Source organism: Photorhabdus namnaonensis, from assembly GCF_001684335.1.
In the GTDB taxonomy this organism is placed as follows: domain Bacteria; phylum Pseudomonadota; class Gammaproteobacteria; order Enterobacterales; family Enterobacteriaceae; genus Photorhabdus; species Photorhabdus namnaonensis.
This window is the reverse complement of sequence record NZ_LOIC01000095.1, coordinates 177,264-190,822: the sequence shown is the minus strand read 5'-3', so window position 1 is coordinate 190,822 and position 13,559 is coordinate 177,264. Positions and strand designations below refer to the sequence as shown.

Here is a 13,559-nt window from a genome sequence, read left to right as displayed (position 1 = left end):
ATCCGACGGCGTGAGGCCCTTTCAGGTCCCCCACTTTGGTCTTGCGACATTATGCGGTATTAGCCACCGTTTCCAGTGGTTATCCCCCACCCTCGGGCAGATCCCCAGACATTACTCACCCGTCCGCCGCTCGTCAGCAAAAGCGCAGGCGCTTTCCTGTTACCGCCCGACTTGCATGTGTTAGGCCTGCCGCCAGCGTTCAATCTGAGCCATGATCAAACTCTTCAATTTAAAGTTTGATGCTCAAAGAATTCTGACTCATTAGTTCGTAATGAATTAACTGTTGTTCACTCTTCAAGACTTTAAAACATATTTTTTGTGATACGGTCTTGTGAGTGCCCACACAGATTGTCTGATTAATTGTTAAAGAGCAGACTGAATCAAAAAATAACATTCTCGTTCAGCCGGGCTGCGTATATTACGCTTCTCGCCCGCAGAGTCAAGCGCTTATTCGCTTTCCTCTGCCTGACCTCACAATGTTTATCAGCGTTGTGTCGGTCAGTGGTGGCGCATTATAGGGAGTTCTTTGACGCTGGCAAGCGTTTATTGAAAAAAAATTGCTATTCGCAGATTTTTTCAACAAAACACTGACAAAAAGAACAAATCAGTTATTTTTCACTCACTATTTCAAGGAAATCATTAGCAAAACGATCGACTTGCTGCCAGTCGGTATATTCAATTTCTTTGGTTGTATCAGTTTCCCCACCGGTCATCTTCATAATTATTTTCACCATAACCCGATCCAACCAATGATAACGGGGATAAAGTAATGCACCAGCAAAAACACCACATAAATCTGGCTTCCAGGGAGTATTAAGCAGAAATTTACGAACATACACATTCGTTTCTGGTGTACGTTTCGCTGGCTTCCTTGCTGTCAGATTCACACCAAAAAACGCAGTTGGCATTTTATTAAGTTGTTGTTGATGACAGATCGCAAACTTTTTCAGTGCCGAATTAAAATGACCATATCTGATCGAAGCCCCAATCATAACTTTGTCATAAGCTTCCAAATTGATCATTTTTACTGTTGCTAAATCTATGAGCTCGCATACCCCCGCTGATTTGCGTAGATTTTCAGCAATGCGGGTAATAATTTTCTTAGTCTGCCCATCCCGACTGGAATAAAGTAACAAACAATTCATAGCCATACCCCTCTCCTAATAGACTATTCACGCCAGAAGGTTGGTGTAAATAAAACTAATAAAGTGAATACTTCCAAGCGACCAAACAACATCGTTATAACTAATATCCATTTGGCTGCCGGATTCATTGCAGTGAAGTTATCCGCAACAACACCCAACCCAGGCCCTAGATTATTTAGTGTAGCGGCTATTGCAGAAAACGCAGAAAGTTCATCTACACCAGTTGCAATAAGTAATAACAAGCTAATGATAAATACCAAGGCATAAGCAGAGAAGAATCCCCAAACAGCTTCAATAATCCGTTCAGGTAATGCTCTTCGCCCTAGCTTGAGGGTATAAACCGCATTTGGATGAACCAATCTCTTCAATTCACGGGAACCTTGCAGGAATAGTAATAAGATACGAATGACTTTCAGCCCTCCTCCCGTTGACCCCGCACAACCACCAATAAACGCGGAACACAACAGTAATATTGGCAAAAATGATGGCCAACGTGCAAAGCTATCTGTGCTGAACCCTGCCGTTGTCGCCATTGAAACAACCTGGAAAAAAGCTTGGTTTAGTGTCTCCATCCCCGACTTATAAACAGAGTGATGCCATAAGATCAGAGTGCAAATAATAACAAGCACTAATTGAATGGAGATAAACATGCGGAATTCAGGGTCCCGCCAATATACTGTCAGGCTACGTCCCGTTAATACCGAGAAGTGCAAACCAAAATTACAACCAGAAATCAGCAGAAAAATCGCAATAATGGTATTTATCGCGGGGCTATTGAAATAACCAATACTTGCGTCATGTGTAGAAAATCCACCAATTGCGATAGTTGAAAAACTATGAGAAATGGCATCAAAAACTGACATTCCCGCAGCCCACAATGCCAAAGCACAAGCAATTGTCAGTAACACATAAATCAACCATAAGGTTTTTGCCGTTTCAGCAATTCGTGGGCGCATTTTATTATCTTTCAAAGGGCCAGGCATTTCAGCCCGATAGAGTTGCATTCCCCCAACCCCAAGTAGAGGCAATATTGCAACAGCCAGCACAATAATCCCCATACCACCTAACCATTGCAGCATCTGCCGGTAGAAAAGAACCGCTTTAGGCAAGGAATCAAGCCCAATTAGGGTTGTAGCGCCCGTTGTTGTTAAACCGGAGAAAGACTCAAAAAATGCATCTGTAATAGAAAGATTTGGCTGTTCAGAAAAGATGAAAGGTAAAGCCCCAACACTACCAAGTACTATCCAAAATAAAGCAACGATAAGAAACCCTTCTCGGGGCTTTAATTCATGTTTTTGCTCCCGATTTGGTATCCAAAGCATCAAACCAATAATTAAGGCAAAAATAAATGTCTGACTAAATGCACGCCCAGCGCCATCACGATAGATAAGTGCTACCAATCCTGGAATTATCATGGTGACAGAGAAAAGAATGACAAGTAGCCCAACAATACGGGTTATGGCACGAAAATGCATTTAGCTGGTTCCTTAGAAATCCAGTTACAGAGAATATTTACAGATCAGGTGTTAAATGCAGTACACCACGACTTAGATCACGTAATTTATCACCGACTTCCCCCACTAAGGTAGTTGGAAGTGAAATCCGCAAAGTAACATTCTCTGCATACTCACTGGAAATAATTTGCCCTGATGATTTCTGTAATAACTGTTCAATCATAGAGATATGGGCATATTCACACTGCAAGGAACAGAGTTTCTGTGGAACCTTATATTTTGTTTCCAGCAATTTCAGCGCCTGTTGAACACCACTTCCATATGCCCTTACTAACCCACCGGTACCTAATTTTATTCCACCAAAATAACGAACAACGACCGCGGTTATTTCACCAACATTATTTCCCATAAGCTGGGATAGCATCGGTTTACCTGCGGTCCCTGAAGGCTCGCCATCATCTGAAAAACCCAACTGTTGTGAATCATCCGGCGCACCAGCAACAAAGGCCCAGCAATGATGGCGGGCATCAGGGTACTGAGCTTTGATTCGCTGGATAAACTCCTTGGCCTCATCCACCCCGCAAGTATGCTCCAACAAGGTAATAAAGCGACTTTTTTTAATCTCCTCAGTAAAACTCACTGAAGCTGCGGGTATCAAATAAGGCTTCATTATGGCAATTGAAGATCCCTAGTCATGTTTTCCACTTTATTTTCATGGATCACAATATTGTCTTCGATACGAATACCACCGAAAGGTTTAAACATCCCAATTTTATTCCAGTCAAAATGTCTGTTGAACTCACTGTCACGCCAAGGTGCAAGCAGCGACTCGATGAAATAAAGACCTGGCTCGATAGTCAGCACCATGCGAGGTTCCAGAATACGGGTACAACGCAGATAAGGATACATATCCGGAGCTGCCAAATGTGTACCTGTATCATCCTGCATAAACCCTGCCGCATCATGGACCTGTAATCCAAGAGGATGACCAATACCATGTGGAAAGAATGGCGTTGTCAGACCTTTTTCAACCATGACTTCTTCACTAACATCTTTCACGATACCATATTTTTTCAACAATTTAGCAATCCGATAATGCATCTGAATATGATATTCGGTATAGCGAACGCCTGCTTTAATTGTACTGATTAGCGCTTTTTGTTCAGCGTTCATATCTTTAATTAAAGAGGAAAATTCGTTATTGCTTTTTGCTGAATAAGTACGGGTGATATCTGCTGCATAGCCATTATATTCAGCACCGGCATCAATCAGGAAACTACGTATCTCTGAAGGTACATTGTGTTGCAATACAGTGTAATGCAAAACAGCCGCATTCTCATTCATAGCAATAATATTGTCATAAGGTACATCTGTATCACGATGACCTGTTGCCGTAAGATAAGAGATATTAATATCAAATTCACTCATCCCAACCTGAAATGCTTCATAAGCGGCCAAATGCCCGACAATAGCTGTTTTTTGTGCTTCACGCATACAAGCTAATTCATAATCTGTTTTGTATGAACGATAGAAATGCAAATAATCAAGGACAGGCTTTGGATTAATATTGTGTTCAGAGAAACCAATCTCTTTTGCTCTTTGTGGTGAGCAACCAATGTAAGCAACATTCTGCTTCACATAAGTGCTTAACTCTGCATTGATATCTCCAGCATTTGTCAGATGGATCATTTCAACTTCTTTAGTCCAGTAGCTAGTCGGTAGCGGTTCTACGCTGTGCCAATAATCTACCGGTGAGTAAAACCATAATTTAGGCTTATTAATACCATCTACCCACAACCAACAATTAGGTACTTTAGTTACTGGCACCCAAGCTTTGAAGTGAGCGTTAACTTTGAAAGGGTAGTCTCTATCATCAAGAAAAATACGCTGTAACTCACCAGAGTGAATCAGCAAAGCATCTAATTGATTACGGGCCAATGCTTCACAGGTACGTTGCTGCAATGTAGAGATATGTTCGTGGTACAGAGATGCCAACTTTTCCATTTCAATTGACCTTTTTTATTTTATGGCTAGACCATTAGCTTATCACAGCCATTGATATTTGCAGGTATCACGCAAAACCCGCTCAATTTATCGGCTCCCGCTAACACCTTATTTACCAAAATATAAAAACAATTATTGTCAATGAGATACAAATCTCACTTGTGATCACCCTTGCAAAAAACTAATCACTCATTTGCATTTACTTAACATAATAACCACAATCAAACCCATCTGGTCATACCAGATGGTATGCGCTCATTTAGGAGAACGACATGCTCTATCAAAGTGAAACAATTCAAGTAAGCTGGCTGAAAGATGGCATTGCTGAACTGGTTTTCAATGCCCCAGCCGCGATTAATAAACTAGATACCAAAACCGTTGCATCTCTCGATAAGGCTGTTGCTAGCCTGGAGCAACAAACTGGACTGAAAGGCGTTTTATTACGTTCTGAAAAAGCTGCATTTATTGTTGGTGCAGATATTACTGAATTCCTCTCTTTATTCGATTCACCTGTAGAAAAACTGCAAGAATGGCTTAACTTTTCAAATAGCATTTTAAACCGGATAGAAGATTTACCTGTACCAACCATTTCGGCAATAAACGGTTATGCTCTTGGTGGTGGTTGTGAATGTGTTCTATCTACAGATTTCCGTGTGGCCTCCCCGGATGTACGCATTGGGCTGCCAGAAACCAAACTTGGTATTATGCCTGGTTTTGGCGGCTCTGTTCGCCTTCCACGCTTGATCGGGACTGATAATGCTCTAGATATCATTGCAGCAGGTAAAGACATTGGTGCAGAAGATGCATTGAAAAACGGTTTGATTGATGCTGTTGTTCCCAAAGAAAAATTGGTTGACTCCGCAGTATCAATGCTGGAACAAGCAATTGCAGGGAACCTTGACTGGAAAGCCGCACGCCAGCCGAAATTAGAGCCTTTGAAACTCAATGAAATTGAACGAAGCATGAGTTTTAGTGTGGCAAAAGGTATGGTGATGAAAGTCGCCGGTCCTCATTATCCAGCTCCCATCGCCGCAGTTAAATCCATAGAAAAAGCCGCTACACTTGGTCGCGATGAAGCGTTGAAACAAGAAACCGCCAGCTTCATTCCTCTAGCACAGACAAATGTTGCCCGTGCCTTAGTGGGCATTTTTCTTAATGACCAATATGTAAAAGGGCTGGCAAAAAAACATCTGAAAGAAGTCACAACACCTGAGTATGCCGCAGTTCTAGGTGCAGGAATTATGGGTGGTGGTATAGCCTATCAATCTGCCCGCAAAGGGATGCCTGTCATGATGAAAGACATCAGCCAGCAAGCCCTTGAATTAGGTATGAGTGAAGCCGCGAAACTGCTAAACAAGCAGTTTGAACGTGGCCGTCTAGATGCCATAAAAATGGCGAAAACCCTCTCTTCTATTCAACCTACCTTAAATTATGCCGGTATCGAACAGGCTCAAATCGTGGTTGAAGCTGTAGTAGAAAATCCTAAGATCAAAGCGGCTGTACTATCAGAAGCTGAAACTCTGGTTAATGAAGATTGTGTCCTAGCTTCCAATACATCAACAATTCCGATTTCGGAATTGGCTAAATCCCTAAAACGCCCGGAAAACTTCTGTGGTATGCATTTCTTCAACCCGGTACACCGCATGCCGTTAGTTGAAATAATTCGCGGTGAAAAAACGTCTGAAAAGACAATTTCAACCGTAGTCGCCTATGCCAGCAAAATGGGTAAAACTCCGATCGTCGTTAACGACTGTCCAGGGTTCTTTGTAAACCGGGTACTGCTTCCTTATCTCCTTGGCTTCGGTCTGCTATTGCGTGATGGTGGTGATTTCCGCCAAATAGACAAAATCATGGAGAAAGAATTTGGTTGGCCAATGGGTCCTGCTTATCTTATTGATGTTATTGGTCTTGATACTGCACATCATGCTCAATCAGTCATGGCCCAAGGGTTCCCAGATCGAATGGAGCGTGATTATAAAGATGCCATTGATGTTCTATATGACAATCAACGTTACGGGCAGAAAAACGGCCTTGGTTTCTACAAGTACACTCAAGATAAGAAAGGTAAGCCTAAAAAAGAGCAGGACGAGCAAACAGACCAACTGCTGGCAACTATCTGCCAACAGAAGAGTAATTTCTCCGGTGAAGAGATCATTGCACGTACTATGATCCCGATGATCAACGAAGTTGTCCGTTGTCTGGAAGAAGGAGTCATTGCCAGCCCGGCAGAAGCAGATATGGCTCTGGTTTATGGCCTTGGTTTCCCTCCATTCCACGGTGGTGTTTTCCGTTATCTGGAAACAATGGGAACAGCAGCTTACGTAAAAATGGCTGAAAATTATGCTCACCTCGGTGCTCTTTATCAGGTACCACCTGGTCTGAAAGCCAAAGCTGAACGTAATGAAAGTTACTATCCTACAGCAGCAACGATTGCTGTCAGCACCGGAAAAACAGCGTGAGGTCTGGAAACATGGAAAATGTAGTCATTATTGATGGCATCCGCACCCCAATGGGGCGCTCAAAAGGTGGTGCATTCCGTCAGGTCCGGGCTGAAGATCTCTCCGCTCACCTGATGAAAGAGCTATTTAAACGTAATCCGGCAATACAGCAACATGAAATTGATGACATCTACTGGGGCTGTGTACAGCAAACTCTAGAGCAAGGTTTCAACATTGCCCGTAATGCAGCTTTACTGGCTGATATCCCTCACTCTGTACCAGCCGTGACTGTTAACCGGCTATGTGGTTCATCAATGCAAGCGCTGCATGATGGCGCTCGTATGATCATGACCGGAGAAGCCAATGTCACACTGATCGGTGGTGTAGAGCACATGGGCCACGTTCCAATGACTCATGGCGTGGATTTCCACCCTAAAATGAGTCTGAGCGTTGCCAAAGCCGCAGGAGTCATGGGTTTAACCGCTGAAATGTTGGCGAAGATTCACCATATCAGCCGTGAAATGCAAGATGAATTTGCACTTCGTTCGCACCAACGTGCAACACAGGCAACACAATCAGGCGCATTCTCCAATGAAATATCAGCAATTTATGGTCACGATGCCGATGGCATATTGAAGCTGTTTGATTACGATGAGGTAATTCGCCCGGATACTAATCTGAAAGATCTAGCCGCACTGCGTCCTGTATTCGATCCAGTAACAGGCTCAGTCACAGCAGGCAGCTCTTCTGCTTTATCCGATGGTGCGTCTGCAATGTTGATAACCAGTGAAAGTTACGCCAAGAATCTGGGGCTTAAACCTCGTGCCCGCATCCGTTCTATGGCAGCTGTTGGTTGCGATCCTTCCATTATGGGATATGGCCCGGTCCCAGCTACACAAATGGCGCTCAAGAAAGCAGGTTTAGAACTGAGTGATATTGGTGTGATGGAATTAAACGAAGCATTTGCTGCTCAGTCACTTGCCTGCCTGAAAGGTCTGAATTTGCTAGATAGTATGGATGACAAAGTTAACCTAAATGGCGGCGCAATTGCTCTCGGTCATCCTCTAGGCTGCTCAGGTGCTCGCATCACAACAACGTTGCTGAACTTAATGGAACGCCGTGATGTTCAATTTGGGCTGGCAACCATGTGTATCGGTTTAGGCCAAGGTATCGCCACCATTATAGAAAGAATGGATTAAGAACGTATCTGTAAGAATTATTATAACTGAGTCGTTGTTGCCGTAATTCCCGCCTGTCAGGGGCGGGTTTTTTTATTATTTTAAATGAATTCGAAAGCATCACCATACATGTTGTCAGCAGAAGCATCACGCTCGCCACAAAAGCGCTCACGAGCAATTTTTGCCATTTCAAATCGCCCTGCGATGTAAATATCATAATTGACCAAACTACCAAAATCCTCTAGTACTGCTTTAAGCACAGTTCCTGTACGTCCACACCAACCATTCTCTGACTGTTCAACAACCGGAACAACCTTCAAATTAGGATAGCACTCTGTAAGTAACTGTAATTCAGCAAGATCATATAAATGTTGTAATTCTCTACCTCCCCAATACATAGAGATCTGACGTTCAGGTTGTTCTTCTAACGCTGTCAGTAATATTGAACGGGTGTAAGAAAACCCCGTACCGCCGGCAATTAATAATAGCGGATTAGCGCTGCTTTGACGGAACCAAGCTTTACCATGAGGGATATCAATATTGATCATTTTCTGATCCAGAATTCTATCCATCACAGCCATTGCATACAAATTCAGTTCAGAAGCGCCAATATGTAATTCAATAAACTCCTTTTCTGAAGGCGTTGATGCCATTGAAAACGGACGTTTATCTCTCTCATCCATTACCACCATCAGGTACTGACCGGCACGGAATGAGAACGGAGAATCGGGAAGTAACCGTACCCGATAAACCGTATCAGTAATAGCCTCTACAGAGGTTACTTTGCAGCTCAGTGTTGTCATGCGTTCCCTCTTATGGTCCTAAAATATCTAATTCATCCCAGATTTTGTCGACGCGGGTACGCACTTCTTCACTCATCACAATAGGACGTCCCCATTCCCTCTGCGTCTCTCCCGGCCACTTATTCGTTGCATCCATTCCCATTTTCGAACCTAATCCTGAAACTGGCGATGCAAAATCGAGATAATCTATCGGAGTATTCTCCATTAATACTGTATCTCTCGCCGGGTCCATTCGCGTAGTGATTGCCCAAATGACATCGTTCCAGTCTCTGGCATTGATATCATCATCACAAACAATAACAAACTTTGTATACATAAATTGCCGTAGATATGACCAAACCCCCATCATGACCCGCTTGGCATGGCCCGGATATTGTTTCTTCATAGTCACGACGGCAAGACGATAGGAACAACCTTCAGGAGGCAGATAAAAATCGACAATTTCAGGAAACTGTTTTTGTAAAATCGGTACCAGCACCTCATTCAATGCAACCCCCAACACAGCAGGTTCATCTGGCGGGCGGCCAGTATAAGTCGAATGATAAATAGCATCATGACGCTGAGTAATATGTGTCACAGTGAACACCGGGAACATATCGACTTCATTATAATAGCCCGTATGATCACCATATGGCCCTTCTGGAGCTAACTCCCCAGGCTCAATATACCCCTCCAATACAATCTCAGCACTGGCTGGCACCTCCAAGTTACTTGAAAGACATTTCACAACTTCTGTTTTATATCCTCTTAATAACCCGGCAAATGCATATTCCGATAATGTATCAGGAACCGGCGTCACAGCCCCCAATATTGTCGCAGGATCAGCCCCCAAGGCAACAGCCACCGGGAAACGTTCTCCTGGATGTGCCTGACACCATTCCTGAAAATCAAGCGCACCACCACGGTGAGATAACCAGCGCATAATGAGTTTATTTTTACCTAATACTTGCTGGCGATAAATACCAAGATTTTGCCGCTCTTTATTCGGGCCACGAGTGACTGTCAGCCCCCAAGTAATCAATGGCGCAGCATCCTCTGGCCAACAGTGCATGATAGGAATACGGGTTAAATCTACATCGTCGCCAACCGAAACATATTCCTGACAAGGCGCAGTATTAAGCCGTTTAGTTGGCATATTAAGGACTTGCTTAAATTTCGGTAGCTTATCCAGTAAATCACGAAAACCTTTTGGAGGATCGGGTTCTTTCAAAAAAGCTAATAGCTTACCTACATCATGCAAAGCTTTAACATCTTTCTGCCCCATCCCCATAGCAACACGCTCAGTAGTACCGAACAAATTACACAATACAGGCATCGAATAACCTTTGGGATTTTCAAACAACAAGGCAGGCCCACCAGCGCGAAGGGTACGATCTGCAATCTCAGTCATCTCCAAATAAGGATCAACTTCAAGACTGATGCGTTTCAACTCACCTTTATGCTCCAATAAGGTTAGAAAATCTCTTAAATCACGGTATTTCATACTATTCATTTATGCCGGTTTTTAAGGGGAAAATCATTATAAGCCATCCCACTCAGCTTTTTTGTGTTTTTTTCAGAAGACTACAAAGTAAACCAATAAGTTACTAAAAAGCAACGGGGTTAATTCAACCTTGCGACCTTAAAGTCAAATACAACGAAATAGAGCCTAATGAGTTAATATTTGAGCATCAAATTACTCAGTAAGATGTTTAGTTGGAACATGTTACGCTAGAACAGTCTGATACCTTCACTCTTACCACCGAAATAATGTTATCACTATCTCCTCTGGGTTCACTGAGCAAGATACAGCCAATCGCTCACCACAAATTTCCCATATGACTGCTTAATGACTATCAAATTTTGCAATTACTCAACAGAAATACTGATATTTTTCTTTTATTAATATCTATTGAACAAATAACAATCGATTTTATATTAATTACTTTATCTGTCACTTATCAAAATATTACTTATCGCTTTTTTACTGAAAAACATAAGATCTACTCATAACAATAAATATGCATCATTAAACAATTATCACTAAGATAATGCCTGTAACGCCCTTTTCTATTTTGCTATGCTTAATAGTCATTGGATCAAGGTTAAATAAAGATGGAAAACTGGTACCTCATTTACTGTAAGCGTGGGCAAATTTCACGAGCAATAGAAAATCTGGAACGACAGGATGTTGCTTGCCTGACTCCTACCGCGAGAATTGAAAAAATAACCCGTGGTAAACGTACTGTGAATATAGAACCACTTTTTCCTAATTATCTGTTCGTTCAGTTTGACCCTGAAGTTATTCATACTACAACTATCAATTCAACACGCGGTGTTAGCCATTTTGTCCGTTTTGGCGTGCACCCTGCTATCGTACCAGAAACGCTGATTAAAGAGATCGTATCAGCAACTGAGCAAGAATACGTATCACCGGATACACCTGTAGCGGGCGATACCGTATTAATCACCGCAGGAATTTTTGAAGGATTGCAAGCTATCTACAATGAGCCAGATGGAGAAACCCGTTCTATTCTGTTACTTAATATTCTGAATAAACAATTACCTAAAGCGCTTGATAATAAGCAGTTTGTGAAAATTTAACCAAATAAAAAACGGGCAAAATTTACATTCGCCCGTTTTTTATCAAATATTAACGTTTCTGTTCATATAACTGTTGAGCAACCTGTTTCGCAAAATAGGTCAGTACACCATCTGCTCCTGCGCGTTTGAAACATAGCAGAGACTCCACAATTACCTGTTCCTGTAACCAACCATTCTGAATAGCAGCCATATGCATGGCATATTCGCCAGATACTTGATAAGCAAAGGTTGGTACACCGAATGTATCTTTTACCCTGCGGATAACATCCAAGTAGGGCATACCTGGTTTTACCATTACAGTATCAGCGCCTTCCTGCAAATCCTGTGCAATCTCCTGCAATGCTTCATCACTATTCGCAGGGTCCATCTGATAGGTTTTTTTATTACCTCCTTTCAGATTACGGTTTGAACCGATTGCATCACGGAATGGGCCGTAATAACCAGAAGCATACTTAGCGGAGTAAGCCATAATTTGAGTATTTACATGTCCTTCCGCTTCAAACAATTCACGGATTGCACCAATACGCCCATCCATCATGTCGCTCGGCGCCACAATCTCAGCACCAGCTTCGGCATGTGACAATGCCTGTTTGACCAAGATCTCTTTGGTGACATCATTCATTACATAGCCATCCTGGTCGATGATCCCATCCTGACCATGTGTCGTAAATGGATCCAATGCCACATCAGTTAGCAACCCTAATTCAGGAACAGCATCTTTCAACGCACGAACCGTACGCTGAATCAACCCATCAGGGTTATAAGCCTCTTCCGCACCCAGAGATTTTTTATCTGCTTCAATAACGGGGAACAGAGACAATACAGGAATCCCTAACCGGGCAATCTCTTCAGCTTCTTTCAGCAAAAGATCCATTGTCAGACGATATACTCCTGGCATGGAAGGCACTTCTTGACGACGATTAGTGCCTTCCATCACAAATACAGGATAGATTAAGTCATTAACAGTTAATTGGTTTTCAGCAACCAGACGGCGGGAAAAATCATGATAGCGCAACCGGCGCATACGTCGACCAGGGAAAGTCCCTGGAAATGCATAGCTCATATAGCTCTCCTAACTCAAACCCAGCGCACTCGCGCTGGGTTAATTAATATGCTATCGCTTCGTCTAATTATCTTAGCACCACAGAACAACATGTTAAGATTACTATTATCACTTTTCCGTATTCACTTCTGGCGTTTCCTGTTCATCTTCCTCTGAACGATCTCCCAATTTCCGCTGTCCGGTATAAAAACGGGAGAGCAAAATCCCCAGTTCAAACAGCAGATACATAGGAATAGCCAACAAAGTTTGCGAGAAAACATCCGGCGGCGTTAACAACATGCCAACAACAAAAGCACCGACCAAAATATACGGACGCTTTTTCTTCAAGGACTCAGGAGTAACTACCCCACTCCAACACAATAAAATAATGGCGACTGGTACTTCAAAAGAGACGCCAAAGGCCATAAACAGTGCCATCACAAAGCTTAAGTAGTTGCTGATATCCGTTGCAATCAGCACCCCTTCTGGCGCCGTTTTAGCAAAGAATCCAAAAGCAATCGGAAATACAACAAAATAAGCAAATGCCATCCCCAAATAAAACAACAAGCTACTGGAGACAAGCAGAGGGATCATCAAGCGGCGTTCATGTTTATATAACGCAGGTGCAATAAATGCCCATACTTGATAAAGAACCATAGGCGCAGATACAAATATCGACACCATAATGGTCAGTTTTATTGGCGTAAAAAAGGGAGAGGCGACATCTGTCGCTATCATACTGGCGCCTTGAGGCAATTGCTTAATCAAAGGCGCAGAAATCATTTGATAGATGTCGTTAGAAAAATAAACCAATGCTAAAAAAACCACTAATACAGTCAATAAACTGTTTAGAATTCGCTTACGCAGTTCAATAAGGTGACTGATAAGTGGTTGGGTATCATCAACAGCCAT

The 13,559-nt window shown here is 42.7% G+C and carries 11 protein-coding genes and 1 rRNA gene; 3 read left to right on the top strand and 9 right to left on the bottom strand.

The window, feature by feature from the left end:
* The 5 genes from Phpb_RS22245 to pepQ all read right to left on the bottom strand — a co-directional run.
* Positions 1-231: ribosomal RNA gene (locus Phpb_RS22245) — 16S ribosomal RNA — on the bottom strand; the annotation flags it as partial.
* A gap of 377 nt (positions 232-608) precedes the next feature.
* Positions 609-1,145 carry a menaquinone-dependent protoporphyrinogen IX dehydrogenase gene (hemG, locus tag Phpb_RS22240; RefSeq protein WP_065392270.1) on the bottom strand — a complete coding sequence of 179 codons (537 nt, stop codon included), beginning with the start codon at positions 1,143-1,145 and terminating at the stop codon, positions 609-611.
* A gap of 23 nt (positions 1,146-1,168) precedes the next feature.
* A complete protein-coding gene (gene trkH, locus Phpb_RS22235; RefSeq protein WP_065392262.1) occupies positions 1,169-2,620 on the bottom strand; it encodes a Trk system potassium transporter TrkH in 1,452 nt (483 codons plus the stop codon).
* A gap of 37 nt (positions 2,621-2,657) precedes the next feature.
* Positions 2,658-3,269 (bottom strand): IMPACT family protein, encoded by a 612-nt coding sequence (locus Phpb_RS22230; RefSeq protein ID WP_065392261.1) that lies wholly within the window; start codon positions 3,267-3,269, stop codon positions 2,658-2,660.
* Complete coding sequence (gene pepQ / locus Phpb_RS22225; RefSeq protein ID WP_065392260.1) at positions 3,269-4,603, bottom strand: Xaa-Pro dipeptidase; 1,335 nt, start codon at positions 4,601-4,603, stop codon at positions 3,269-3,271. Before pepQ ends, Phpb_RS22230 begins: the two co-directional genes overlap by 1 nt.
* A 272-nt stretch (positions 4,604-4,875) precedes the next feature.
* On the opposite strand from pepQ, the gene fadB reads away from it, so the two are divergent.
* Entirely contained in the window at positions 4,876-7,062 is a 2,187-nt protein-coding gene (gene fadB, locus Phpb_RS22220) for a fatty acid oxidation complex subunit alpha FadB (protein WP_065392259.1), read from the top strand.
* A gap of 11 nt (positions 7,063-7,073) precedes the next feature.
* A complete protein-coding gene (gene fadA, locus Phpb_RS22215) occupies positions 7,074-8,240 on the top strand; it encodes an acetyl-CoA C-acyltransferase FadA (RefSeq protein WP_065392258.1) in 1,167 nt (388 codons plus the stop codon).
* A gap of 80 nt (positions 8,241-8,320) precedes the next feature.
* Here the strand turns inward: fadA and fre are convergent, their stop codons facing one another.
* Both fre and ubiD read right to left on the bottom strand, forming a co-directional pair.
* Complete coding sequence (gene fre, locus Phpb_RS22210) at positions 8,321-9,022, bottom strand: NAD(P)H-flavin reductase (RefSeq protein ID WP_065392257.1); 702 nt, start codon at positions 9,020-9,022, stop codon at positions 8,321-8,323.
* A 10-nt stretch (positions 9,023-9,032) separates the two neighbouring features.
* Entirely contained in the window at positions 9,033-10,505 is a 1,473-nt protein-coding gene (gene ubiD, locus Phpb_RS22205; RefSeq protein ID WP_065392256.1) for a 4-hydroxy-3-polyprenylbenzoate decarboxylase, read from the bottom strand.
* A gap of 611 nt (positions 10,506-11,116) precedes the next feature.
* On the opposite strand from ubiD, the gene rfaH reads away from it, so the two are divergent.
* Positions 11,117-11,605 (top strand): transcription/translation regulatory transformer protein RfaH, encoded by a 489-nt coding sequence (gene rfaH, locus Phpb_RS22200; RefSeq protein ID WP_065392255.1) that lies wholly within the window; start codon positions 11,117-11,119, stop codon positions 11,603-11,605.
* 49 nt (positions 11,606-11,654) lie between these two features.
* Here rfaH and hemB read toward each other — a convergent pair whose 3' ends face one another.
* Together hemB and tatC are read right to left on the bottom strand one after the other, a co-directional pair.
* A complete protein-coding gene (hemB, locus tag Phpb_RS22195) occupies positions 11,655-12,668 on the bottom strand; it encodes a porphobilinogen synthase (RefSeq protein ID WP_065392254.1) in 1,014 nt (337 codons plus the stop codon).
* A 108-nt stretch (positions 12,669-12,776) separates the two neighbouring features.
* Positions 12,777-13,559 (bottom strand): Sec-independent protein translocase subunit TatC, encoded by a 783-nt coding sequence (gene tatC, locus Phpb_RS22190; protein ID WP_036778273.1) that lies wholly within the window; start codon positions 13,557-13,559, stop codon positions 12,777-12,779.

Excerpts from the sequence above, each read along its gene's own strand:
- fadB (WP_065392259.1), top strand. The coding sequence starts at position 4,876 with ATGCTCTATCAAAGTGAAACAATTCAAGTAAGCTGGCTGAAAGATGGC.
- Phpb_RS22230 (WP_065392261.1), bottom strand. The coding sequence starts at position 3,269 with ATGAAGCCTTATTTGATACCCGCAGCTTCAGTGAGTTTTACTGAGGAG.
- fre (WP_065392257.1), bottom strand. The coding sequence starts at position 9,022 with ATGACAACACTGAGCTGCAAAGTAACCTCTGTAGAGGCTATTACTGAT.
- fadA (WP_065392258.1), top strand. The coding sequence starts at position 7,074 with ATGGAAAATGTAGTCATTATTGATGGCATCCGCACCCCAATGGGGCGC.
- tatC (WP_036778273.1), bottom strand. The coding sequence starts at position 13,559 with ATGGCTGTTGATGATACCCAACCACTTATCAGTCACCTTATTGAACTG.
- pepQ (WP_065392260.1), bottom strand. The coding sequence starts at position 4,603 with ATGGAAAAGTTGGCATCTCTGTACCACGAACATATCTCTACATTGCAG.
- rfaH (WP_065392255.1), top strand. The coding sequence starts at position 11,117 with ATGGAAAACTGGTACCTCATTTACTGTAAGCGTGGGCAAATTTCACGA.
- trkH (WP_065392262.1), bottom strand. The coding sequence starts at position 2,620 with ATGCATTTTCGTGCCATAACCCGTATTGTTGGGCTACTTGTCATTCTT.
- hemG (WP_065392270.1), bottom strand. The coding sequence starts at position 1,145 with ATGAATTGTTTGTTACTTTATTCCAGTCGGGATGGGCAGACTAAGAAA.
- hemB (WP_065392254.1), bottom strand. The coding sequence starts at position 12,668 with ATGAGCTATGCATTTCCAGGGACTTTCCCTGGTCGACGTATGCGCCGG.
- ubiD (WP_065392256.1), bottom strand. The coding sequence starts at position 10,505 with ATGAAATACCGTGATTTAAGAGATTTTCTAACCTTATTGGAGCATAAA.